The following is a 24571-nucleotide window of genomic DNA, read 5'->3' as shown; positions in this document are numbered from 1 at the left end:
CACACCGTCATATCTAGAAAAGGAGTGCATCATGCAATCGACTTCGTCCTGGCTGCGCCGCTTGCGCTGGCTGCTGCCCACGGTTGGCGCGGTCGTATTCAGCCACGCCGCGGCCGCGCAAACGGCAATCTGCTACAACTGCCCGCCGGAATGGGCGGACTGGGCAGCGCAGATCCGCGCGATCAAGGAAAAGACCGGCGTCACGGTGCCGCACGACAACAAGAACTCGGGCCAGTCGCTGGCCCAGATCGTGGCGGAAAGGGCCAATCCGGTGGCCGACGTGGTGTATTACGGCGTGACGTTCGGCATCCAGGCCCAGAAGGAAGGCGTGACGGCACCCTATAAGCCTGCCAACTGGAATGACATCCCCGACGGCCTGAAGGACCCGCAGGGCCACTGGTTTGCCATCCATTCGGGCACGCTGGGCCTGATGGTCAATGTCGACGCGTTGCGCGGCAAACCGGTGCCGCAGTCATGGGCCGACCTGCAGAAGCCCGAATACAAGGGCATGGTCGGCTATCTCGACCCGGCCAGCGCCTTTGTCGGCTATGTGGGCGCGGTGGCGATCAACCAGGCGCTGGGCGGCTCGCTGGATAACTTCGGCCCGGCCCTCAAGTTCTTCAAGGACCTGCAGAAGAACCAGCCCATCGTGCCGAAGCAGACCGCGTACGCGCGCGTGCTGTCCGGTGAAATCCCGATCCTGCTGGACTACGACTTCAACGCCTATCGCGCGCGCTACAAGGATCGCGCCAACGTTGCCTTCGTCATTCCCCGGGAGGGCTCGCTGGTGGTGCCCTACGTCATGAGCATGGTCAACAAGGCGCCGCACCCTGCGGAAGCCCGCAAGGTGCTGGACTTCGTGCTGTCCGATGCCGGCCAGGCGCTGTGGGCCAATGCCTATCTGCGCCCGGTACGGGCCAAGGCCGTGTCAAGGGAAGTGGAATCCCGCTTCCTGCCGGCCTCGGACTATGCGCGCGCGAAGACCATCGACTACGGCAAGATGGCCGAAGTGCAAAAGGCCTTCAGCGACCAGTACCTGAAGGAAGTGCGCTGACGCCGCGCCGGGGCGCGCTGCGGCCCCGGCCAGTCCCCCTCAAGATGGAGAAACCCATGCGCCGTCGCACCACTGCGCCAACCGCCCGCACGCTGATCGTCTTCGCGCTGCCGGCGCTGATCGTATTCCTGGCGTTCTTCTGCTTGCCGATGGCCAAATTGCTGGCGGTCAGCGTGGCGGGGGAAAGCGGCGCGGGAGTCTACTGGACCGTGCTGTCGAGCCCGCGCTACCTGCACAGCCTGCTGTCCACGGTGCTGTTGTCGGCCTCGGTGACGCTGGTCACGCTGGCGATCGCCGGCGTGGCGGGGACCTTCCTGCAGCGGCATCCGGTGCCGGGCAAGCCGGTGCTGGTGGCCATGCTGACCTTTCCGCTGGCCTTTCCCGGCGTGGTGATCGGGTTCATGGTCATCATGCTGGGCGGCCGCAACGGCCTGCTCGCATCGGTGGGCGACCTGCTCGCCGGCGAGCGCTGGACTTTTGCCTATGGCATGGCCGGGTTGTTCGTCGGCTACCTGTACTTCTCGATTCCACGCGTGATCCTGACCGTGATGGCGGCGGTCGAAAAACTCGACGCCTCGCTGGAGGAAGCGGCCCGCTCACTGGGCGCCGGCCGGTGGCGCGTGGTGCGCGACGTGATGCTGCCGGCGCTGATGCCCGCGCTGATCTCCAGCGGCGCGATCTGCTTCGCCACCAGCATGGGCGCGTTCGGCACCGCCTTCACCCTTGCCACGCAACTCGATGTGCTGCCGCTCACCATCTACAACGAGTTCACCAACTACGCCAACTTCGGCATGGCCGCCGCACTATCCATCCTGCTCGGGGTCGTGACCTGGGCGCTGCTGGCGGTGGCGCGTCATCTTTCCGGCAACGCGGTTGCCGCCACCGCGTAGGAGCAAGCATGAAGACCAACCGTCGCGGCTCCGCCTACTGGACCCAACTCGCACTGACGCTCGCCGTTTGTGCGTTCATGACCGTCCCCGTGGGGCTGTCGGTGCTGGCCGGCCTCACCAACAATATCTTCGTCGGGCTGCAGAGCGGCCTGACCACGCGGTGGGTCGAGGAAGTGTGGGCCCTGTACCGCAATACCATCTTCCTGTCGCTATGGATCGCGCTGGCGTGCCTCGCCTGTACGCTGGTGCTCGGCGTTCCAGCCGCCTATTACATGGCGCTGCGCCGCAGCCGCGTGACCCGGCTGATCGAGGAATTGCTGATGTTGCCGGTGGCGATCCCTGGACTTGCGACGGCACTCGGCCTGATCCTGCTGTATGGGGGCCTGCCATGGCTGCGCACCAGTTGGGTCTTCATCCTGATCGGGCATGTACTGTTCACCTTGCCCTTCATGGTGCGCTCGGTGCTGGCCATCATGTCCGCCATCGATATCCGCACGCTCGAGGACGCCGCCGCCAGTCTCGGCGCGACACGCATGCAGCGCTTTTTCACCGTGGTGCTACCCAATTGCCGGCAAGGGATTCTCGCCGGCGCGCTGATGGTCGTGACGCTGTCGGTCGGAGAGTTCAATCTGACATGGATGCTCCATACGCCCACCACGCAGACGCTTCCGGTCGGACTCGCCGACAGCTATGCCTCGATGCGCCTGGAGATAGGCTCTGCCTACACCATCGTGTTTTTCCTGATGATCATTCCGCTGCTGGTGATCATGCAAATGGTGTCCGCGCTGGGTGCGCGGGCCCAGCGACATCCGATACAGGACACGCCCATGCCGTTCGCCGGCACGATCACCACTTCGCTGAACTCGCCATCCGCACCGGACAGCACCCCGCAGTCCCAGCCACAGACAGAGGCCCCCCGCCATGCATGAGCCCACCCCCATCGCCCTGCGCCAATGCGGCAAGACGTTCCCCGACGGCACGCGCGCGCTCGAACCACTGGATCTGGACATCGGTGCCGGCGAAACTGTCGTGCTGCTCGGTCCGTCCGGTTGCGGCAAGACCACCACGCTGCGGATGATCGCGGGGCTGGAATTTCCCGATACGGGCGGAGAGGTGCTGTTCGGCGGCGCAGCGGTCACGCATCTGCCGATCGAGCAGCGCGGCGTCGGCATGGTGTTCCAGAACTATGCCCTGTTCCCCAATATGACCGTGGCCGAGAATATCGGCTATGGCCTGCGCGTGCGCAAGGTCGACGCACAGACCCGCCGGAGTCGGGTCGACGACATGCTCGCCATGATGCAGCTGGGCGCCTTCGCCAACCGGCGCGTCGACCAGCTGTCCGGGGGCCAGCGCCAGCGGGTGGCGCTGGCGCGCGCCATCGCCGTGCAGCCGCGTGTGCTGCTGCTGGACGAACCGCTGACGGCGCTCGATGCCAAGCTGCGTGATGCGTTGCGCGCCGACATCAACCAGCTGCTGCGCAGCCTGCGCATCACCACTGTGTATGTCACGCACGATCAGGCCGAGGCGATGGCGCTTGGCGACCGGATCATCGTGATGGACAAGGGGCACATCGCGCAAAGCGGCACGCCGCAGGACATCTACCGGCATCCGGCCAATGTCTTCGTCGCCGACTTCATCGGCACGATGAATCGCTTGCCGGCGGCTGCGGATCACCAGCTGTGGCGCGTGCCGGGTGGCGCATTGCCGCGTGAGCCGCGGCACATCGAGGTGGCGCAGGTGGAGCTGATGTTCCGGCCCGAGGACGTAGCGCTGGCCGACGCACCGAATGCGCCCGACGTCCATGTGGCCGGCAGTGTCGTCACGGCCCTGTTCCTTGGCCATGCGACCCGGCTGCTGGTCGATGTAGGCGCACCTGCCCCCATCGTGCTCGATACCGCGCGACGCGACCGCTGGGTAGCCGGCGACCGCGTTGGCCTGCGCATCGATACCGGCCACCTGTTGACGGTGCCCGCTGCGCCCGAACGGAGCGCGGCATGATCCAATGCGCCCCCCAGGCCGCTCCCTACCTGGTCGCCCACATCACGGACCTGCATATCAAGGCGGGTGGCAGGCTTTCCTACCGGCGCGTGGATACCGCAGGCGCCCTGCGCCAGTGCATCGACACGCTGCTGGCGTTGCCTCAGCGCCCCGACGTTGCGGTGGTGACCGGCGACCTGGTCGACTTCGGCATCGAGGATGAATATCGCTTTCTGCGAGGGATTCTTGAGTCCTTGCCGATGCCGGTGCGGCTGATGCCGGGCAATCACGACAGCCGCGGCGCACTGCGCCGCGTATTCGCAGATCACGCCGATCACGCCTATCTGTTCGCCGCGGGCGATGCCGACGCTCCGGTCCATTACCGCATCGACGCGGGGCCTTTGACGCTGATCGCCTTCGACTGCACCGTCCCCGGCCATAGCGGCGGGCGCGTGGACCCGGATGCGCTGCCATGGCTGGAAGCCGCGCTGGCCGCCGCCCCGCAGCGTCCCACCCTGCTGATGCTGCATCACCCGCCTTTCCACACCGGCATCGGCCATATGGACCGGCAGGGGCTGGAGAACGCCGCGCTGCTCGAAGTCGTGGTGCGGCGCCATCCACAGGTGGAGCGGGTGCTGTGCGGCCATCTGCATCGGCATATCACCCGGCGCTTCGGCGGCACCATCGCCATGACCGCGCCCGGCCCGGCGCACCAGGTCGCGCTGGACCTCGACCCCCAGGCGGCTTCGCGCTTCCGGATGGAGCCGCCGGGCATCCTGCTGCACTGGTGGCATCCCGTGCACGGACTGGTCACCCATGCCGTTGCAATCGGAGACCACGGACCTGCGTATCCGTTCTTCGATGCACAGGGGAAGCTGATCGACTGAGGCACCGTTCGGCAGCCGGCGCCATTTCCGGATTCACCATCCATTTCCGACCCGGTGATTGCCGGGCCTTACTCCAGCCTGATCCACGTAGTCTTCAGATCGCTGTATTTGTCCAACGCATGCAACGACTTGTCACGTCCGGAACCCGATTGCTTGACCCCGCCAAACGGCACCGTGATATCCCCATCCATATAGCAGTTGACCCACACCAGCCCCGCCCGCAGCCGCCGCGAGGCGCGGTGCGCACGCGACAGGTTGGCGGTCCACAGCCCTGAACCGAGCCCATAAGGCGAATCGTTGGCCATGCGCACGACTTCGTCCTCCGTGTCGAACATGGTCACGGCCAGCACCGGGCCGAAGATTTCTTCGCGCACGATGCTGAGCGACTGACTCGGGCATTCGAAGATGGTGGGCTGCAGGAAGTAGCCGCCGGTGTCCTTGCGGACACGTTCGCCGCCCAGGCGCAGCCGCGCGCCTTCGCGTTGTCCGCCGTCCACGTAGGACATCACGCGATCGAGCTGGCGCGCGTCGACGATGGCGCCCATGGCGGAGGACGGGTCAAGTGGATCGCCGGGCTGCATTGCCCCGGCATACGCCTCCAGCTTCTCCATGAACGGCTCATAGATGGCGCGCTGGACATAAAGGCGCGAGCCGGCGATGCAGATTTCGCCCTGGTTGTTGAAGATGCCGATGGCGGCGGCCTGCGCGGCGCGCTCGAGGTCGGGGCAGTCGTGGAACACAATGTGCGGCGACTTGCCGCCGCATTCGAGCCAGACACGCTTGAGGTTGGACTGGCCGGAATACTCCATGAAGCGCTTGCCGGTGGCCGTGGAGCCGGTAAAGGCGATGCAATCCACGTCCGGATGCAGGCCGAGCGCCTGTCCGGCTTGTGCGCCCAATCCGGGCACCACGTTGAAGACCCCGGGCGGAATGCCGGCCTCCGCTGCCAGCTCGGCGAGCCGGAGCGCCGTCAGCGGCGATTGCTCGGCAGGCTTGAGGATGACGCTGTTACCCGCAGCCAGCGCAGGCGCGACCTTCCAGCTTCCCATCAGCAACGGATAGTTCCACGGCACCACCGCCGCCACCACGCCGAGCGGCTCGCGCGTGATGGTGGCGAGCACATTGCCGCCGGTAGGCGCGATCTCACCGTAAATCTTGTCGATGGCCTCGGCGTACCACGCGAAGGTGCGCGCCGCCTCTGGAATGTCGTAGGCCAGCGTATCGCCGATGGGCTTGCCCATGTCCAGCGTTTCCAGCAGGGCCAGTTCCTCGTGGTGCGCTTCGATCAGCGCAGCCAGGCGCAGCAGCACGGCCTTGCGCTCGCGCGGTGCCAGCCCGGACCAGACGCCTTGCTCGAAGGCCTGGCGCGCCGCCGCGACGGCGCGGTCGACGTCCGCAGCGCCGCATGCGGCCACCTTGGCCAGCACCGCACCGGTGGCGGGGTTGATCGTGTCGAAGGTAGCGCCGTCGGCGGCATCGGTCCATGCGCCGCCGATGTAGGCGCGGCTTTGCGGGCGCAGTGCGGCCGCCCGGGCCTGCCAGTAAGACAGGTCGCGTGTTTCGCTCATGGGGTTCCTCGTTTGGTTGACAGGGCCGCGGACGACGGCAGCGTCTGCGTCAGGCCCGCGACCACGATCAGGGCGATGCCGGCCAGCGCCAGCGCGTCGGGCCAGCGGCCGAACCATAGCGCGCTGTAGACCAGCGCCAGCAGCAGGTGGAAATAGTTCAGCGGCGCCAGCCGCGATGCCGGCGCGCGCTGCAGCGACAGGATCAGGAGCACCTGCGCCGCCGCGCTCATCAGGCCCATGGCCAGGATCGCCAGCCAGTCGGCCAGGTCGGGCCACACCGGCGGCGGGAAGAACGGCGCCGGCACGCCGGTGGCGACCATGCAGATCAGTGCGGCAAAGCCGTATTGCACGCGCGCATCGACCTGCCCCGCCATGCGCCGGGTCAGCAGTTGCAGCATGGCGTAGGCCAGCGTGGCGGCCAGCATCAGCACGGTGCCAAGCCACGACACCGCGCCACCGGGGCGTACGATGAGCAGCATCCCGCAGAAGCCTGCGCCTACCGCCAGCCACTGGCGCGGGCCGACCTTCTCGCCCAGCATCCACGGCGACAGGCCCACCACCATCAGCGGCGCCATGAAGTAGATGGCGGTGGCCTCCGCCAGCGGCATCCACAGCAGCGCGGTCATGAAGCAGGTGCCGACCACCGCCAGCATCAGACCGCGCAGTACCAGCAGGCCGCGGTGCGGGGTGCGCCAGAAGCGCAGTTGCCCAGATCCGGCAAGCATGGCCACGGCCACCGCCAGCGTGGCACCGTAGCGCACGGCATTGAGAAACGGCGCGGGATAGCGGCCAACCAGGTGCTTGGCGGTGGCGTCCACGGTAGCGAACAGCGTCACCACGCACAGGAACAGCAGCCCGCCACGCCACCAGTCGGGCCCACCCCGCGCCGCGGCGGTCATGCGCCCGCCTGCGCGACCATCGCGCCGAGCAGCACGTTGGCGCCGGCTTCCAGGTGCTCGGGCCGGGCATCTTCCACTTCATTGTGGCTGATGCCGTCCTTGCAGGGCACGAAGATCATCGCGGTCGGGGTCACGCTCGCCATGTAGACGGCATCGTGGCCCGCGCCGGTGACGATATTCTGCTGGCTGTAGCCGCGCGCGACGGCTTCGCGGCGCACATGGTCGACCAGTTCCGGCGCGAACGGAGTCGGCGGGAAGTACTGCACATCGTCGATCCTCACGTCGAACGTGGCACCGGTGGTCTGGCCCTGCGCCAGCGCTTCGCATGCGGCGCGGAAACGGGCGTCCATCTCGGCCAGCTTGCCGGCGTCTTCGTGGCGCAGGTCGACCGTGAATTTGACCGCGCCGGGAATCACGTTGCGCGAGCCGGGATGGAGATTGACCACGCCGACGGTGCCGCGGCCGTGCGGCGCGAAGTCATGCGCGATGCGCACTACTTCCTGCATCACGTGGGTAGCGCCATAGAGCGCGTCGCGGCGCAGCGGCATCGGCGTGGGGCCGGCATGGGCTTCCATGCCGGTCACGGTGACGTCGCACCAGCGCAGCCCCAGCGATCCGGTGACCACGCCGATCACGTTGTCCGCCGCTTCCAGCACCGGGCCCTGCTCGATATGCGCTTCGAAATATGCGCCCACCGGCCGCCCGCCCACTTCGTCGGTGCCGGCATAACCAATCGCCCGCAGTTCATCCGCCACGCGCTTGCCTTCGGTATCGGTGGCGTCCAGCGCGGTCTGCAGCGGGAAGATCCCCGCGAACACGCCCGAGCCCATCATCACCGGCACGAAGCGCGTGCCTTCCTCGTTGGTCCAGATGGCAAGTTCAAGCGGCGCTTCAGTGGTGACGCCATGGTCGTTGAGCGTGCGCATGACTTCCAGCCCGGCCAGCACGCCGAAACAGCCATCGAACTTGCCACCAGTCGGCTGCGTATCGATATGGCTGCCGGTCATCACCGGCGGCAGCGCATTGTTGCGCCCGGCGCGGCGGCCAAAGATATTGCCGACGCGGTCCACCGTCACGGTCAGGCCCGCGTCGCGCATCCAGCCGCACACCAGGTCGCGGCCCTGGCCGTCGAGCGCGGTCAGCGCCAGACGCGCGTTGCCGCCCTTCGGCGTGGCGCCAATTCGCGCCAGCTCCATCAGCGATTGCCACAGCCGCTGGCCGTTGATGGCGATCTTGCTAGTCATTGCAGTTCTCCCAGTATTGGTGATTGCGCCATTCAGGCTCATGCGGTCGCAGGCGCGAAACCTGCCAGGAATGCATCCAGCCCGCGGCCGATCGCCTCGACCTCGTAGCCGCCCTCCTGCACCACCACCGTCGGCAGCCCCAGCGCATGGATGCGCTCGCCGATGCCGCGGTAGCCATCCATGCTGACCTTCAGGACGCTGATGGGATCGTTCTCGTAGGTATCGAAGCCCAGCGCCAGCACCACCGCCTGCGGACGATAGTCGCGCAGCGCGTCCAGCGCGCCGTCCAGCGCCGACAGGAACTCAACGTCGCCGCTGCCGTGCGCCAGCGGGAAGTTGAGGTTGTAGCCATAGCCCGCGCCATAGCCGCGCTCGTTCGCATAGCCGGTGTAGAACGGGTAGTAGTCGGCCGGATCGGCATGCAGCGAGATCGTCATCACATCGGAGCGGTGATAGAAGATCTGCTGGGTGCCGTCACCGTGGTGCGCGTCGACGTCGAGCACCGCCACCTTGCCGAAGCGGGCCAGCAGCGTCTGCGCCGCAATGGCCGAGTTGTTGACATAGCAGAAGCCGGCGGCGCGGTCACTGTGGGCGTGGTGGCCGGAGGGACGGCACAGCGCGTAGGCCATGCCGGCACCGTCCTGCCGCTCGCACACATGGCGTGCCGCCGCCACCGCGCTGTGCGCGCCGCGCAGGATCGCGCGCCAGCTGTCCGGACCCAGCGGGCAGCTGAGGTCGCCCAGGTAGTAGCCGGCCTGTGCGATCACCGAATCGGTGGGGCACACGGCACGGCGCGGCTCGCCGACCTTGCCATTGTGATACGGCGAGAGATTGGGCAGGACTTCGTTGCCGGGCTCGAAGCCGGGGCGCGCCAGTTCCTGCCAGCGCGCGTAGGCGCTGGCGAGGAAGTCGAGATAGGCCGGACTGTGCACCGCCTCCAGCGGCGCGCGCCCGCAATCGGGCGGCGCCGCCAGTTCGATGCCGCGCGCGGACAGCGCGCGCTGCAGTGCCGCTGCGCGGGCCGGCACATCGGTCGGCGCGCACAACCGGCCCGCGCGCATGAACTGGCGGGGCTCGTGCAGCAACTGATCATCCGAGAAGAAGGCACGCATGGTGTCGAGTGGTTGTGAAAGGAAGCGCCGGCTCAGCCTGCCGCCTGGCGCGCCAGCGCCGCCGCGCGGATGCCTGACAGGGTCATGCCGGGCGCGATGCCGTCGGGGTCATAGCGCAGCTCCAGAAGCGCCGGCATGCTGTGCGTGCTGGCAAAGTCGAGCGCGCGGTCCAGCGCCGGGCCGAATTCGGCGTCGCTGGCCACCACTTCGCCGTAGCCGCGGTAGGCGCGCGCCAGCTCGGCGAACTCGGGGTTCTCGAAGCCCAGCGCGATGGTCCGGCCGGGGAATTCGCGTTCCTGGTGGGCGCGGATCGTGCCCCAGATGCCGTTGTTGAACACCAGCACCACGATGCCAAGGCGGTACTGCATGGCCACGCCCAGCTCCTGCAGGTTCATCTGGAAGCAGCCGTCGCCCGCATAGCAGACCACGGTGCGTTCCGGGTGCTCCAGCTTGGCAGAGATGGCCGCCGGCAGGCCGTAGCCCATCGAGCCCACGGTGGGCGCCAGGCTGGTGCCCACGCCCTTGTAGCGGTAATAGGTGTGCGGAAAGACCGCGTAGTTGCCGGCGCCTACGGTGATGCAGGCGTCCTCGGGCAGGCGCTCGCGCACAACGCACGCAGCCTGGTTCAGGTTCAGCGGACCTGGCGCGGGCAGCGCCTTCTGGCTGTCGAGGTAGTCGCGCCGCGCGCGCTCCACCAATGCCGCGCGGTTGTGTTCGCGCGCCGGGCGCAGGCCGTCCACCGCAGCCGCGAACGAGACGACGTCAGCCACGACAGGCACCTCCGCGCGGAACACGCGGCCCAGCTCTTCCGGATCGGGATACACATGCACCAGCCGCTGGCGCGGCAGCGGGCTTTCCACCACGGTATAGCCCTCGGTGGTGGCCTCGCCCATGCGGGTGCCGACGGCGATCAGCAGGTCCGACTCGCGGATGCGCGCGCGCAATGCCTCGCCCATGCCCCAGCCGACATGGCCGGCATAGTTGGGGTGGTGGTTGTCGAAGCACTCCAGCCGGCGCCACGCCAGCCCCACCGGCAGGCCGAAGCGTTCGGCAAAGCCTTCCATCTGCCGCATCGCCTCCGGCGTCCAGCCGGAGCCGCCGATCATCAGGAAGGGGCGCTCGGCCTGTTCCAGCATCGCGGCCAATGACGCCAGCGCGTGCGGCGCCGGCGCGGCGTGGCTGCGCACGTAGCGCGGCATGTCGGCCACGGTGGCCTTGCCCCACAGCGTGTCTTCGGGCAGCGCCAGCACTACCGGTCCGGGCCGGCCGCTGGTGGCCACCGCGAAGGCGCGCGCGATGAACTCGGGAATGCGGTCGGTGCGGTCGATCTGCGCGACCCACTTGGCCATCTGGCCGAACATGCGGCGGTAGTCGATCTCCTGGAAGGCTTCGCGCTCGTAGAAATCGTTGCCCACCTGCCCCACGAACAGGATCATCGGCGTGGAGTCCTGGAACGCGGTATGCACGGCGATGCTGGCATTGGTTGCGCCGGGGCCGCGCGTGACGAAGCACACGCCGGGTGCGCCGGTCAGCTTGCCGTGGGCCTCGGCCATGTAGCCGGCGCCGCTTTCCTGGCGGCAGACGATCGGCGTGATCGCGTCCTGGTGGTCGTACAGCGCATCGATGCAGGGCAGGTAGCTTTCGCCCGGCACCAGGAACACGCGCCGCACGCCCTGGATGCGCAACTGCTCGACAAGGATCTGCCCGCCATTGCGCTCGCGCAGCTTGGTGTTGTCTTGGCTCATTGGCAACTTCCTCCGCCCGCGGCGCCGGCCGCCGGCTTGATCTCGATCTCCACGAACACGCATTCGCCTTCGTGGGCATTGATGACGTTGTGCTCGACGCCGGCTGGGCGGTAATAGGCCTGGCCGGCAACGAGCTGGCTGGTGGCCTCGCCAGCCGGCGTCTGCAGGCGCAGCGCCCCGGTGGTCATCGGCACCACCACATAGTCGTAGCCATGACGATGCTGCCCGGTCTCGGCGCCGGGAGCGAAACGCCATTCGGTCACGACCACGCGCTCGTTGTCGACCTGCACGGTGCCGACGGCCTTGGGCCGGTCTTGCGGCGCGCTCACCGGTCCACCCCGCCCATGCACAGGTACTTGACCTCCAGGTATTCGTCGAGGCCGTATTTCGAGCCTTCGCGGCCCAGGCCCGACTGCTTGACGCCGCCGAACGGCGCCACCTCGTTGGAAATCAGGCCGGTGTTGATGCCAACCATGCCGTACTCAAGCGCCTCGGCCACGCGCCAGACGCGCCCGATATCGCGGCTGAAGAAATAGGAGGCCAGGCCGAACTCGGTATCGTTGGCCATCGCGATCGCTTCCTCGTCGCTGGAAAAGCGGAACAGCGGCGCCAGCGGGCCGAAGGTTTCTTCCCGGGCCACGCGCATGGCGGGGGTCACATCGGCCAGCACGGTCGGCTCGAAGAACGTGCCGCCCAGCGCATGGCGCTTGCCGCCGGCCAGCAGGCGCGCGCCCTTGCCGAGCGCGTCGGCGATATGCGACTCCACCTTGGCCACCGCGTCCTCGTTGATCAGCGGGCCCTGCAGCACGCCCGGCTCGACGCCGTGCCCGACCTTCAGCCTGGCAACCGCGGCCACCAGCTTTTCGGCGAACGCGTCATAGACCTTGTCGTGGACATAGAGCCGGTTGGCGCAGACGCAGGTCTGGCCGGCATTACGGTACTTGGAGGCAATGGCACCCTCCACCGCCGCATCGAGGTCGGCATCGTCGAACACGATAAAGGGCGCGTTGCCGCCAAGCTCCAGCGAGAGCTTCTTGATGGTGTCGGCCGACTGCCGCATCAGGATGCGGCCCACCTCGGTCGAGCCGGTAAAGCTGAGCTTGCGCACCACCGGGTTGGCGGTAAGCTCGCCGCCGATGGCGATGGCGTCGCCCGTGATCACACTGAACAGCCCCGCCGGCAGCCCGGCGCGCTCGGCCAGCACCGCCAGCGCCAGCGCCGACAGCGGCGTGTCCTCGGCCGGCTTGAGCACCATGGCGCAGCCGGCGGCCAGCGCCGGGCCAGCCTTGCGCGTAATCATCGCAAGCGGGAAGTTCCACGGCGTGATCGCCGCGCACACACCGACCGGCTCCTTGACCACGACCAGCCGCTTGTCGTTGGCGGGCGTGGCCAGCACGTCGCCGCTGACGCGCTTGGCTTCCTCTGCGAACCATTCGAGGAAAGAAGCGGCATAGATGACTTCGCCCTTCGCTTCCGCCAGCGGCTTGCCTTGCTCGGTGGTCATCAGCAGCGCGAGGTCGTCGGCATTGGCCAGCATCAGTTCGTACCAGGCGCGCAGCACCGCGGCACGCTCGCGCGCGGTCTTGCGGCGCCAGCCGGCCTGCGCGGCCTGCGCGGCGTCGATGGCGCGGCGCGTTTCGGCCGCGCCCATGCTGGGCACGGTGCCGATCAAGGCGCCGCTGGCGGGATCGGTGACGGTGAAGGTGGCGCCGCTGTCGGCATCCTGCCAGTTGCCGGCGATATAGGCCTGCGCGCGCAGCAGGCCGGAGTCCTTGAGTTGCATGGGTAGTCTCTCAGGTATCGATGGATATGGACAGCTCAGCGCGTCAGTGCCTCGGCCAGGATGTCCAGGCCTTCGTTCATCACCGCGTCCTGGATCGTCAGCGGGAACAGGAAGCGGATAACGTTGCCGTACACGCCGCACGACAGCAGCAGCAGGCCCTTCTCCAGCGCGCGGTTCTGCACCGTGCGCGTAAAGTCCGGATCGGGGCTGCCATCGGCCTGGCGGAATTCCACCGCCACCATGGCGCCGACACCGCGCACTTCGGCGATCTGCGGCACGCGCGGGCGCAGGCTTTCCAGGCGCGTCATCAACCGCTGGCCCAGCTCGGCGCCGCGGTCGATCAGCTTCTCGCTTTCGAGCACGTCCAGTACAGCGAGCGCAGAAGCCACCGCAAGCGGGTTGCCGGCATACGTGCCGCCCAGCCCGCCGGGCGCCGGCGCGTCCATCACCTCGGCGCGGCCGCACACTGCCGACAGCGGCATGCCGCCGGCCAGGCTCTTGGCCATGGTGGTCAGGTCCGGCGCCACGTCGTAGTGCTCCATCGCGAACAACTTGCCGGTGCGGCCAAAGCCGGTCTGCACTTCATCGGCGATCAGCAGGATGCCGTGCTCGTCGCAGACCGCGCGCAGCGCGCGCACGAAATCGGTCGGCGCAACATTGAAGCCGCCCTCGCCCTGCACGGGTTCGAAGATGATGGCCGCCACGCGCTTAGGATCGATGTCCGCCTTGAACAGGTGCTGCAGCGCCTTGAGCGAGTCGTCGGTGCTGACACCGTGCAGCGCGCACGGATACGGCGCGTGGTAGACCTCGCCCGGGAACGGCCCGAAGCCGATCTTGTACGGCGCGACCTTGCCGGTCAGCGCCATGCCCATCATGGTACGGCCGTGGAAGCCGCCGGAAAATGCGATCACGCCGGGCCGGCCGGTGGCGGCGCGGGCGATCTTGATGGCGTTTTCTACCGCCTCGGCACCGGTGGTGAAGAATGCGGTCTTCTTGGCGGAGCGGCCCGGCGCACGGCGATTGATCTTCTCGGCCAGTTCGATATAGCTGGCGTAGGGAACGATCTGATAGGCAGTATGCGTGAAGCGACCGAGCTGCTTTTCAACGGCCTCGACCAGGCGAGGATGACGGTGGCCCGTGTTAAGCACGGCGATGCCTGCGGCGAAGTCGATGTAGCGCTTGCCCTCGACATCCCAGATCTCCGAATTCAGCGCGCGCTCGGCGTAGAAATTGCACATCACGCCCACGCCGCGCGGGGTGGCGGCGTCCTTGCGGCGAACCAGTTCGGCGTTCTTCATCACTTCTCTCCAGTTATTCTTGCGGTTGCGACGTGGTTGGTGCCGCGCCGCTCAGGCGGCGGCGCGGATCAGTGTGGGGTCCCATTCCTTGCCGGGGATCGCGCCGATCAGGCGCTGGGTATAGCCGTGCTGCGGGGCGTCGAAGATCTGCCCCGGCGGGCCGGACTCGACCACGCGGCCCTTGTGCATCACGATCACGTGGTGGCAGATCTGCGCGGCCACGCGCAGGTCATGGGTAATGAAGATCAGGCCGATGTTCAGGCGCTTCTGCAGGTCCGCCAGCAGCTCCAGCACCTGCGCCTGCACCGAGACATCGAGCGCGGAGACCGACTCGTCGGCCACCAGCAGCTTGGGCTCGAGCGCCAGTGCCCGCGCGATGCCGATGCGCTGGCGCTGACCGCCGGAGAACTGGTTGGGATAGCGGTCGAACGCGGACGCCTCCAGCCCCACCAGCTGCAGCAGCTCGCGCGCGCGCGCCTGCGCGGCCGCCAGCGGCACGCCGTTGGCGACCGGGCCATCGGTGATGATGCGACCGACGGTATGACGCGGATTGAGCGAGGCAAACGGATCCTGGAAGATCATCTGCACGTCGCGGCGCAGCGGGCGGAACTGGCGCTCGGACAGCCGGGCGATGTCCTGGCCATCGAACATCAGCGCGCCGCCATCGATATCCGTCAGGCGCAGCAGGCATTTGCCGATGGTCGACTTGCCCGAGCCGGATTCGCCGACGATGCCCAGCGTCTCGCCGCGGCGCACGGTGAAGCTGACGCCATCGACTGCATGCACCACGCGCTTTTTGGTGAAGAGACCGCCGCCGGTCACGTAGGTTTTGCGCAGGTCGCGCACTTCCAGCACGGTCTCGGCCTCATTGCGCCCGCGCTCGCCGGCACGGCCATGCGGCACCGCGCCGATCAGGCGCTTGGTATAGGCATGCTGCGGGCGGTTCAACACCTGGTCGGCGCTGCCCATCTCCACCAGCACGCCCTTCTCCATCACCGCCACGCGATCCGCGATCTCGGCCACCACGCCAAAGTCGTGGGTCACGAACATCACGCCCATGCCCTTCTCCGCCTGGATGCGGCGGATCAGGTCCAGGATCTGCGCCTGCGTGGTGACGTCGAGCGCGGTGGTCGGCTCGTCGGCAATCAGCAGTGCCGGTTCGAGCGCCAGCGCCATGGCGATCACCACACGCTGGCGCTGTCCGCCCGACAGGCGGAACGGATAGGCATGCATCAGCGTGGCGGGCTCGGGCAGGCCGACGAACTCCAGCAGTTCGAGCACGCGGCGCGCACGCGCCTCGCCCGGACAGGCGTTGTGCACGCGCATGACCTCGGCGATCTGGTCGCCCACGGTCATCACCGGGTTCAGCGCGGACAGCGGCTCCTGGAACACCATGGCCATGTCCTTGCCGCGCATGCCGAGCAGCGTGGCTTCGTCCTGCGCCAGCAGGTCGCGGCCCTTGAACAGGATCTGGCCCTGCTCTGGCTTCAGATAGGCAGGCAGCAGGCCCATGATGGCGTTGGCGCTCATCGACTTGCCGGAGCCCGACTCTCCGACAATGCAGAGGATCTCGCCGGCATGCAGGTCATAGGAGATGTCGCGCACCGCGTAGGGCCGGTCGCCGCCCGCGGGCAGCGCGATCGAAAGATCGCGGATCGACAGCAGGGGCGCTTGGTCGCTGGTCTTCATCACTTTGTCCTTTGCTAGTCCAGACGGGCGCTCACTCGCCGCGGCGGCGCAGTTGCGGGTTCATGGCGTCGTTCAGGCCCTCGCCGATCAGGTTGATCGACAACACCGTCAGCAGGATCGCCACGCCGGGCCACATGCTCATCCACCACGCTTCGCGGATCATGGTGCGGGCCGCGCCGATCATGAAGCCCCAGCTCATCATGTTGCGGTCGCCCAAGCCCAGGAAGGCCAGCGCCGACTCGGTCAGGATCGCGGTGGCAACCATGAACGAGGCCGACACGATGATCGGCGACATCGCATTGGGCAGGATCTGCGTGGCAATGATGCGCACCGGCTTCTGCCCGATCACCACCGCGGCCTGCACGAACTCGCGCTGCTTGAGCGACAGGAACTCGCCCCGCACCAGGCGCGCCACGGGCGGCCACGACACCACCGAGATGGCGGCGACGATGGAATAGATCGACGGATTGAAGATCGCCACGATCACCACCGCCATCGCCAGTTGGGGAATGGTCTGGAAGAACTCGGTGATTCGCATCAGCGCATCGTCGACACGGCCGCCGCAATAGCCCGCGACCGCGCCCACGGCGATGCCGACGGCAAGCGCCACCGCAGTGGAGATCACGCCGACCAGCAGCGAGACCCGCGCGCCGTACAGCATGCCGGCTGTGATGTCGCGGCCGAGCATGTCGGTACCGAACGGAAGCGCCGGGTCGGTGAACGGCTGCACCAGCGGCTCGGCCACCATCAGCCACGGCGACTCTTCGTAGAACACGGGCGCGAGCAGTGCCAGCGCCAGCACTGACAGCAGCACCAGCAGGCCGATCACCGCGCCATAGTTTCGGCAATAACGTTGCAGGAAGGCTTTCATGCGGTGGCTCCCTTGCCGCCCGCGGCGATGCGCGGGTCGATAAAGCGGTAGATCACGTCGGTCACCAGGTTGAAGAACACCACCAGCGCCGAGGTCACGAAGAAGATGCCGAGCAGCAACTGGTAGTCGCGCTGCAGCAGCGCATCGAACATCAGCCGGCCGATGCCCGGCCACGAGAACACGGTTTCGGTCAGCACCGCGCCGCCGGCCATCTGGCCCAGCTGGATGCCGGCGAAGGTGATCACCGGCAGCAGCGCGTTGCGCAGCACATGCACGCGGATCACGCGGCCGGCCGGGACGCCCTTGGCGCGCGCGGTCTTCACATAGTCCATGCCCATCACCTCCAGCATGGAAGCGCGCGTCAGGCGCACGTACACGGCCATGAAGAAGCAGCCCAGCGACACCGTCGGCAGGATCATGTGCAGCGCCACGTCGTTGACGCGGGCCAGGCCGGTATAGCCGGCGCCGATGGTCTCCATGCCAAAGGCGGGCAGCCAGCCGAGCACGACCGAGAACAGGATGATCGCCATCAGCGACAGCCAGAACAGCGGCGTCGCATACAGCAGCAGCGCGCCCGACATCACCGCGCTGTCGATCCAGCGGCGGCGGTTTTCGTAGCGGGTGCGCGCCGCGATCACGCCGAGCAGCACGCCCAGCACGATGGAAAAGAGAAACGCCCCGCTCATCAGCAGGAAGGTCGCGGGCAGCCGGTCGAGGATCAGGTCGAGGACCGGCAGGTGGTTGCGGTAGGAGTAGCCCAGGTCAAGCTGCGCCACGCCCTTCAGATAGATGCCGAGCTGGGTCAGCACCGGCTTGTCGAGCCCGAACTGCTCGCGCAGCTGGTTGACGAAGGCGGCGTCGCCGGCACCGGCTTCGCCCGCCATCACGGTGGCCGGGTCGCCCGGCGCCATCCGGATCAGGAAGAAGTTGATGACGACCACGCCAAGGACGACCACGACGGCCTTTCCGAGACGGGCGCCAAGAAAGGATAGAAAGTTCACGGCTTGCTCCACGCTGGCGGCCGGGCTGGCCACCACGGCACTGGGATGCGGCTGGCCCTCGCCGTTCCCCATGCGGGGTGCGGCGATGACAGCGGATTTCAGGCTTCAGGGCTGGCTGCCCGCGCCGGCTCGGGCGCGGGCAGTGGCTCCGGTCTCGCTCAGTTCTTCTCGATCGAGACGTTGTCGAAGGACTCGTTCAGGCCGATGGCGGTGGTCACGAGGTTCTTGACGTGCTTGCGGTAAAGCGTGGGGAACTCCACCTCGAACAGGTTGGCGTTGGCCACGTCGGTCACCAGGATCTTCTGCAGCTCGCTGTACAGCTTCTGGCGCTCCGCGGTGTCCATGGTCGATCCGGCCTTGGCCCACAGCTCATCCGCCTTCGGGTTGCTGTAGCCCTGCACGTTGGCGAACGGCGTGCCCTTGACGATGTTGCGCGTCACGTAGAGCCGCTCAACGCCCAGCGCGGGGTCGCCGTACTGGTAGGTGTAGGTGGTGGTCAGGTCGAATTCCCAGTTGCTGACGCGCGCCGACCAGGTGCCGGCGTCGGCCGATTCGATGCTGACCTTGAAGCCGAGCTGCTCGAGCATCTGCTTGACGTACTCGTCCAGGCGGTCCCAGTTGGCGCCGTACGAGGTCGACAGGATCTTGACCGGGTACTTGCCCACGTCCACGCCCGACGCCTTGACCAGCTCGCGCGCCTTCTTCAGGTTGAAGTCGTACTCGGGCATATTCTTGTCGAAGAACAGCGTGGTCGACGAGAACGGGCTGACCGCCGGCTTGCCCATGCCGAAGAAGATGTTGTTGACGATCATCTTGCGGTTGAGCACGTGCATCACCGCCTGGCGCACCTTCACGTTGTCGAACGGCGGCTTGCGCTCGTTGAGCAGCATGCTCGCCATCGGCGAGAACATTTCCCAGCCCTTGGTGGTGTACTCCACGTTGGGCAGCGCGCGCAGGCGCTTGACGTCGACGTTGTCGACATCGCCGCCGCGCAGCACCTGCACGTCGCCCTTCTCGAAGGCCACCGCACGCGAGGCGGAATCCGGAATCACGTAGAACACCAACTCATCCAGGTAGGGCTTGCCCGCCTTCCAGTAGTTGGGGTTCTTCGCCAGCTTGATATAGGCGCCCTTCTTCCACTCCTTGAACATGAAGGGGCCGGTGCCGACCGGCTTCTGGTTGGCCGGGTTGTTGCGGTAGTCGGTGCCGTCGTAGATGTGCTTGGGCATCATCGGCATGGTGCCGGTCTCGAACATCGAGATAAACGGCGGGAACGGCTCCTTGAGCTTGATCTCGACGGTGCTGTCATTGACCGCGCGGATCGACGCCATGTACTTATTGATGACCGCGCGCGTGCGCACGTGCACGTCGCGCAGCATCTTGTCGATCGAGAACACCACGTCGGCCGAGGTGAAGGGCTTGCCGTCATGCCACTTCACGCCCTTCTGCAGCTCGAAGGTGTAGGTCAGGCCGTCCGGCGAGATGGTCCACGACTTGGCCAGTTCCGGCTGCGGCTTCAGGTCGGGGCTGTAGGTCAGCAGGCCCTGGTAGATCTTGCCGGCAACATACTGGGTCGGCGCCTGCGAGTTCATCGCGCTCACCAGGATCGGCGGCTCGGGCTGGACGATACCGGACAGCGTGCCGCCCTTGGTCTGGGCCATGGCATGGCCGGTGGGCAGCGCCAGCGGCAGCAGCGAGAGGCCGGCGGCGGCAAAGGCCATCGACAGCACGCTCTTGGTCAGTCGCATCGTGAATCGGTTCATCGGGCAGTTCCTCAGTTGGCTCGTTTTTGGGCTTCGGGATGGCAGCGCCGGTTGTGCTTGCGCGCGGCTTCTTCAGGCCGCGTCGCCGGCCGGTTCCACGCCGCACCAGTCCAGCAGGAACTGGGCCAGCGTCGTGGTCACTCGCACCATGCTTTCCAGCGACACCGATTCGTCGATGCCGTGGATATTGCGGGCCTCGGGCCCGTAGCAGGTCACCGGCGTTTCCAGGCCGATGCGGAAATGCCGGGCATCGGTGGTTGCCGTGGTCGCCTCGCGGCGGATCGGCGTGCCATTGACCTTGCGGTGCGCTTCGCCCAGCGCCTGCATGCTGGGCACATCAAGATCGAATTCGCAGCCGGGGGCGTGGAAGCCTTCATAGCGGATGCGCAGTTCGAGATTGCTGGCCAGGCGTTCCACCGTGGCGCGGATGCGCGCTGCCACCGTGGCCTTGGCCGCGTCGATATCCATATTGGGGAAGAAGCCGATGCGCACGCCCAGCGTGCAGGTGCACGGCACCGACGAGTTCCACTCGCCGCCCTGGATCTGGCCGAGATTGAAGTTGATCGGGTGGGCGTGGTCGCGATACGCCGCCGGCCGGTGCTCCGGGCGGTTCCATTCGGCTTCGAGCTGGCGCAGGTCTTCCATCACCGCGATGCCGGCCTCGACGGGGCTGACGCCGCTGGTCATGTAGGCCGCGTGGGCCGGCTTGCCGGTCAGGTCGATGAACATCCAGAACACGCCGACCTGCGCGCTCATCAGGCTCTCGCCCAGTGGCTCGGGAATGATCACGGTGTCGAAGCAAGCCAGCTTGCCGGCACCGACCGCGCTGCGCAGCGCCGCCACCGTGGCCAGCGCGCCGTTGCCGGTGTTCTCTTCTTCCAGCACCGCATTGAAGCCAACCGCCCCGGCCGGCTGCAGTCCCAGGCTGGCAAGCGCCTTGAACGCGGCCAGCGCGCACACGATGCCGCCCTTCATGTCGCCGGCGCCGCGGCCGTAGAGCCAGCCGTCCTTCACCACCGGCGCGAACGGCGACTGGCTCCACATCGATTCCGGACCGGTCGGCACCACGTCGAGGTGGCCGTTGAACAGCACCGAGCGGCCGCCCTTGCGGCTGGGCCGGTGCGTCGCCAGCAGGTTGTAGCGGCCGCCGTCCGGGCAGCACGCCGGCGAATACATCGGCAGGTGGCGGATGTCTTCGGTGCGCAGCGCGATGCGTTCGGAAGCCAGGCCGAGTTCGGCCAGCGCGCCTTCGATGAAGTCCGCCGCGGGCTGCTCCTCGCCCGACGGGCTCTTGGCCGCCACGAAGCCGGACAGCGTCTCGACCATATAAGGCAGGAGTTCGCGCACGGCTTGCGAGAGTTCAGCGGTGGTGGGTACCGCCACCGGGTCGGAGGACGAGCTGGCCGTGAGGGAATCGGGACCTGACATGAAAGCTCCTGGCAAACGTGGGCGAATGAAGGGGACGCATGAAGGGGACGCAATGCCAACGCAGCGGGCGCCACTGACAAAAACTTCGCGATGACGCCGACCACGGATGGAAAATTAAACGATCGTTGGTACCATAGGTAGGTCCATATTCACGATATTGGCTGGAGCCACTTTGAAGGAAACGATTCTGTCCGAGTTGTTGCTGCAGCGGCTGGAGCGTCCGGCGGGGACGCAGGCGGAGCGCAACGGGACGCATATGAACCGCCAGCTGTATGAGCTGATTCGGCAGGAAATCCTTGCTGGCTCTATCTCCGCGGGCAGCAAGCTGCCTGCGTCGCGGCTGCTGGCGACCGAGATAGGGGTTTCCCGCAATACCGTTCTGTACGCGTATGAGCAGTTGCTGGCGGAGGGATACGTCACCGCTTCGACCGGGCGTGGCACCTTTGTCTCGCAGACTTTTCCCGACCATAGTGCGTTGCACAAGGCCGGTGCGCGGATTGGCACCACGTCTGTGCCCGCAGTGCAGCAAAACTCAAACCGCTTCGATCTGTCGCGACGCGGCATGCATCTCGTGTCCAACGCCGGCGCGTCGGACCGGCAATGGGGCGCCTTCATGGCGGGCGTGCCCGATGTCTCGCTGTTTCCGCATGCGACCTGGGCGCGGCTGCTGAACAAGCACTGGCGCAATCCGCGCCCGGAATTGCTGACCTACGCCCACCACGGCGGCTATATGCCGCTGCGGCGCGTGCTGGCCGAGCACCTGCGGCTGGCGCGCGCGGTGCGCTGCGAGCCCGAGCAGATCATCCTGACCACCGGCATCCACCAGGCCATCGACCTGATCGCGCGCCTGCTGGCCGATCCGGGGGACAAGGCGTGGATGGAAGACCCGGGCTACTGGGGCACGCGCAGCCTGCTGACCAATGCGGGGGTCGACGTGATTCCGGTGCCGGTGGATGAGGAAGGCATCGCGCCCGACGCGGCGCGGCTGCAGGACCCGCCGCGCTTTATCTTTGCGACGCCCTCGCACCAGTACCCGCTCGGCACGGTGATGAGCCTGACGCGCCGGCGCATGCTGCTGGAATACGCGCGGCAGCGCGGCGCGTGGATCGTCGAGGACGACTACGACAGCGAGTTCCGCTTCGAAGGTCGGCCGCTGGCTTCGCTGCAGGGCCTGGACGAGCACGACCGGGTGATCTACATGGGCACCTTCTCCAAGACGCTTTTTCCCGGGCTGCGCATGGGCTTCATGGTGCTGCCCAAGCCGCTGGCACCGCATTTCGCCACAGGCCTGTCGGAACTGTTCCGCGAGGGGCAGCTGATGCAGCAGGCGGTGCTCGCGGACTTTATCGAGGAGGGCCACTATGCCACGCACCTGCGCCGCATGCGCCAGCGCTATGCGCAGCGCCAGGGCCTGCTGCGCGAGGCCATCGCCAAGCGCTTCGGCCAGGACTGGCCAACCTCCACGCACGAGGCCGGGCTGCACCTGGTGATGCACCTGCCGCCGGGCGCCGACGATCTCGGCATCAGCATGGCGGCGCGTACGCAGGGCCTGTCGGCGCGGCCGCTATCGCGCTACTACAGTGACGAACAGCGGGCGCGGCAGGGACTGCTGCTGGGCTACGCCTGCGTGCCGGAGGACGATATCGGACCCGCCTTCCACAAGCTTGCCGAAGTCATCGAGCCTGCGCTGGAGCACCTGGCCCGTACGCGCCAGCCGCCACGCGAATTCAGCGCGCGCATCAACAACGAAGCGTGGAGCGGTGCGTGACGTGGTGCCACCGTGCCGGCGCCGATTGGCTCTTATCATCGTGCGCGGCCTTGCCCTAGCATTCTCCGCTGCGCCTGGGCGCTCTCCCCCGCTCTTGCAGCCCTACCGACTCCCTTAACCGGAAAGACCCCCGATGGCACCCGTGCAAGACCCCTCCGCCCTGCTGGCCGAACTGGCCGGCGTCCTCGATCCCGCCGGCCTGCAGGTTGGCGATGCCATCGAAACCCGCTTCCGCAAGGACTGGTACGCACCACTGGACCCGCATCCGCCGGTCGCGGTGGCACGGCCGCGCAGCACGGCCCAGGTGTCGGCCGTGCTGGCCATCTGCAATCGCCACCGGCAGCCGGTGGTGCCGCAGGGTGGTCTGACCGGACTGGCGGGCGCCGCAACGCCTGCCGGCGGCGAACTGGTGCTGTCGCTAGAGCGCATGCGCGGCGTGGAAGAAATCGATGCGCAGGCCGGCACCATGACCGTGCTGGCCGGCACCACGCTGCAGGCCGCGCAGGAAGCCGCGCGCGCGGCGGACTGGCTGTTTCCGGTGGACCTGGGCGCGCGCGGCAGTTGCCAGATCGGCGGCAACATCGCCACCAACGCGGGCGGCAACCGCGTGATCCGCTACGGCATGATGCGCGAGCAGGTGCTTGGGCTGGAGGCGGTGCTGGCAGACGGCACTGTGGTCAGCTCGCTCAACAAGATGCAGAAGAACAACGCCGGCTACGATCTGCGCCAGCTATTTGTCGGCAGCGAAGGTACGCTCGGCGTGATTACGCGCGCCGTGCTGCGCCTGGCGCCACTACCGGGCTGCACGCAGACTGCCCTGTGCGCGCTGCGCAGCTATGAAGACGTGGTGGCGCTGCTGCGCCATGCGCAACGCCGGCTGTCCGGCCGCGTGTCGGCCTTCGAGGCGATGTGGGCCGATTTCTATGAACTGGTGACGACGCGCGTGCCCGGCGTACGCGCCCCGCTGCCCGCCGGCTCACCGTTCTATGTGCTGGTCGACCTGCAGGGCAACGACGCCGGACAGGACGGCGCGGCCTTTGAATCGATGCTGGAAACGGCGATGGAAGCCGGCCTGATCACCGACGCTGCCGTTGCCACCAGCGAAAAGGAAGCCGAGCACTTCTGGAAGCTGCGCGACGCGGTCGCCGAGTTCCCGGTGATGTGGGCGCCCAATGCCGCCTACGACGTGAGCCTGCCGATCGGCCAGATCGGCCGCTTCGCCGAGAGCCTGCGCGCGGCGGTGCTGGCGCGCTGGCCGCACGCCGAGCTGGTAAACTTCGGCCATGTGGGCGACAGCAACCTGCATGTCAGCATTTATCTTCCCGGCGCGACGGCCGAGGACTTTCCCGAGCATGAGATCAGCGAGGTGCTCTACCCCAAGGTGCAAGAGTTCGACGGCAGTATTTCCGCCGAGCATGGCATCGGCACGCACAAGAAGCCGTTCCTTGGGCATTCGCGCACGCCCGAGGCGCTCGCGTTGATGCGCTCACTCAAACGGTCACTGGATCCCAACCTTATCTTGTGCCCGGGCCGGGTAATCGACGTGGACCCGGAACTGCCAAGGTGAAGCAAGGACGCATGAATGGCTCAGTTT

General features: G+C 67.2%; 20 protein-coding genes. 7 read left to right on the top strand and 13 right to left on the bottom strand.

What is annotated here, in order from left to right; genetic code table 11:
* Positions 1-31: 31 nt before the first annotated feature.
* From RALTA_RS06870 to RALTA_RS06850, 5 genes are read left to right on the top strand one after another with little or no spacing between them, the layout of a single operon-like run.
* Entirely contained in the window at positions 32-1054 is a 1023-nt protein-coding gene (locus RALTA_RS06870) for an ABC transporter substrate-binding protein (RefSeq protein ID WP_012352708.1), read from the top strand.
* A 56-nt stretch (positions 1055-1110) separates the two neighbouring features.
* Positions 1111-1944: an ABC transporter permease gene (locus RALTA_RS06865; RefSeq protein WP_012352707.1), complete on the top strand. Its 834-nt coding sequence runs from the start codon at positions 1111-1113 to the stop codon at positions 1942-1944.
* Between the two features lie 8 nt (positions 1945-1952).
* The gene (locus RALTA_RS06860; RefSeq protein ID WP_012352706.1) at positions 1953-2873 is read left to right on the top strand and encodes an ABC transporter permease; all 921 of its coding nucleotides are present in this window, start codon (positions 1953-1955) and stop codon (positions 2871-2873) included.
* Positions 2866-3942 carry an ABC transporter ATP-binding protein gene (locus RALTA_RS06855; protein WP_012352705.1) on the top strand — a complete coding sequence of 359 codons (1077 nt, stop codon included), beginning with the start codon at positions 2866-2868 and terminating at the stop codon, positions 3940-3942. Before RALTA_RS06860 ends, RALTA_RS06855 begins: the two co-directional genes overlap by 8 nt.
* The gene (locus RALTA_RS06850; protein ID WP_012352704.1) at positions 3939-4808 is read left to right on the top strand and encodes a phosphodiesterase; all 870 of its coding nucleotides are present in this window, start codon (positions 3939-3941) and stop codon (positions 4806-4808) included. Before RALTA_RS06855 ends, RALTA_RS06850 begins: the two co-directional genes overlap by 4 nt.
* A 68-nt stretch (positions 4809-4876) precedes the next feature.
* Here RALTA_RS06850 and RALTA_RS06845 read toward each other — a convergent pair whose 3' ends face one another.
* The 13 genes from RALTA_RS06845 to RALTA_RS06785 all read right to left on the bottom strand — a co-directional run bounded on the left by RALTA_RS06845 (position 4877) and on the right by RALTA_RS06785 (position 21209).
* The gene (locus tag RALTA_RS06845; protein WP_012352703.1) at positions 4877-6376 is read right to left on the bottom strand and encodes an aldehyde dehydrogenase; all 1500 of its coding nucleotides are present in this window, start codon (positions 6374-6376) and stop codon (positions 4877-4879) included.
* Positions 6373-7275, bottom strand: coding sequence for a DMT family transporter (locus RALTA_RS06840; RefSeq protein ID WP_012352702.1), 903 nt, complete (start codon positions 7273-7275; stop codon positions 6373-6375). Before RALTA_RS06840 ends, RALTA_RS06845 begins: the two co-directional genes overlap by 4 nt.
* A complete protein-coding gene (locus RALTA_RS06835; protein WP_041232125.1) occupies positions 7272-8519 on the bottom strand; it encodes a Zn-dependent hydrolase in 1248 nt (415 codons plus the stop codon). The genes RALTA_RS06840 and RALTA_RS06835 overlap by 4 nt, the downstream gene beginning before the upstream one ends.
* 38 nt (positions 8520-8557) lie before the next feature.
* Positions 8558-9631 (bottom strand): histone deacetylase family protein, encoded by a 1074-nt coding sequence (locus RALTA_RS06830; RefSeq protein ID WP_012352700.1) that lies wholly within the window; start codon positions 9629-9631, stop codon positions 8558-8560.
* A 32-nt stretch (positions 9632-9663) separates the two neighbouring features.
* The gene (locus RALTA_RS06825) at positions 9664-11376 is read right to left on the bottom strand and encodes a thiamine pyrophosphate-binding protein (RefSeq protein ID WP_012352699.1); all 1713 of its coding nucleotides are present in this window, start codon (positions 11374-11376) and stop codon (positions 9664-9666) included.
* The gene (locus RALTA_RS06820; RefSeq protein ID WP_012352698.1) at positions 11373-11705 is read right to left on the bottom strand and encodes a cupin domain-containing protein; all 333 of its coding nucleotides are present in this window, start codon (positions 11703-11705) and stop codon (positions 11373-11375) included. Before RALTA_RS06820 ends, RALTA_RS06825 begins: the two co-directional genes overlap by 4 nt.
* Entirely contained in the window at positions 11702-13159 is a 1458-nt protein-coding gene (gabD, locus tag RALTA_RS06815; protein ID WP_012352697.1) for an NADP-dependent succinate-semialdehyde dehydrogenase, read from the bottom strand. Before gabD ends, RALTA_RS06820 begins: the two co-directional genes overlap by 4 nt.
* A gap of 35 nt (positions 13160-13194) precedes the next feature.
* On the bottom strand, positions 13195-14457 hold the full coding sequence (gene gabT / locus RALTA_RS06810; protein WP_012352696.1) for a 4-aminobutyrate--2-oxoglutarate transaminase: 1263 nt from the start codon (positions 14455-14457) through the stop codon (positions 13195-13197).
* Positions 14458-14508: 51 nt separating this feature from the next.
* Positions 14509-16146 carry an ABC transporter ATP-binding protein gene (locus RALTA_RS06805; RefSeq protein ID WP_041232124.1) on the bottom strand — a complete coding sequence of 546 codons (1638 nt, stop codon included), beginning with the start codon at positions 16144-16146 and terminating at the stop codon, positions 14509-14511.
* Between the two features lie 31 nt (positions 16147-16177).
* Entirely contained in the window at positions 16178-17017 is an 840-nt protein-coding gene (locus RALTA_RS06800; RefSeq protein WP_012352694.1) for an ABC transporter permease, read from the bottom strand.
* Positions 17014-18018: an ABC transporter permease gene (locus tag RALTA_RS06795; RefSeq protein ID WP_025585970.1), complete on the bottom strand. Its 1005-nt coding sequence runs from the start codon at positions 18016-18018 to the stop codon at positions 17014-17016. Before RALTA_RS06795 ends, RALTA_RS06800 begins: the two co-directional genes overlap by 4 nt.
* Before the next feature lie 158 nt (positions 18019-18176).
* Positions 18177-19781, bottom strand: coding sequence for an ABC transporter substrate-binding protein (locus RALTA_RS06790; RefSeq protein ID WP_012352692.1), 1605 nt, complete (start codon positions 19779-19781; stop codon positions 18177-18179).
* Between the two features lie 72 nt (positions 19782-19853).
* Positions 19854-21209: an ArgE/DapE family deacylase gene (locus tag RALTA_RS06785; protein WP_012352691.1), complete on the bottom strand. Its 1356-nt coding sequence runs from the start codon at positions 21207-21209 to the stop codon at positions 19854-19856.
* 172 nt (positions 21210-21381) lie between these two features.
* Between RALTA_RS06785 and pdxR the strand changes: the two genes are divergently transcribed.
* Positions 21382-22977: a MocR-like pyridoxine biosynthesis transcription factor PdxR gene (gene pdxR, locus RALTA_RS06780; protein ID WP_193352063.1), complete on the top strand. Its 1596-nt coding sequence runs from the start codon at positions 21382-21384 to the stop codon at positions 22975-22977.
* Between the two features lie 133 nt (positions 22978-23110).
* On the top strand, positions 23111-24544 hold the full coding sequence (locus tag RALTA_RS06775) for an FAD-binding oxidoreductase (RefSeq protein ID WP_012352689.1): 1434 nt from the start codon (positions 23111-23113) through the stop codon (positions 24542-24544).
* The last annotated feature ends 27 nt before the right edge of the window (positions 24545-24571 follow it).

Origin of the sequence: Cupriavidus taiwanensis LMG 19424 (genome assembly GCF_000069785.1) — a bacterium.
In the GTDB taxonomy this organism is placed as follows: Bacteria; Pseudomonadota; Gammaproteobacteria; order Burkholderiales; family Burkholderiaceae; genus Cupriavidus; species Cupriavidus taiwanensis.
The sequence above is the reverse complement of the archived record's forward strand: the minus strand, read 5'-3'. Positions and strand labels throughout refer to the sequence as shown.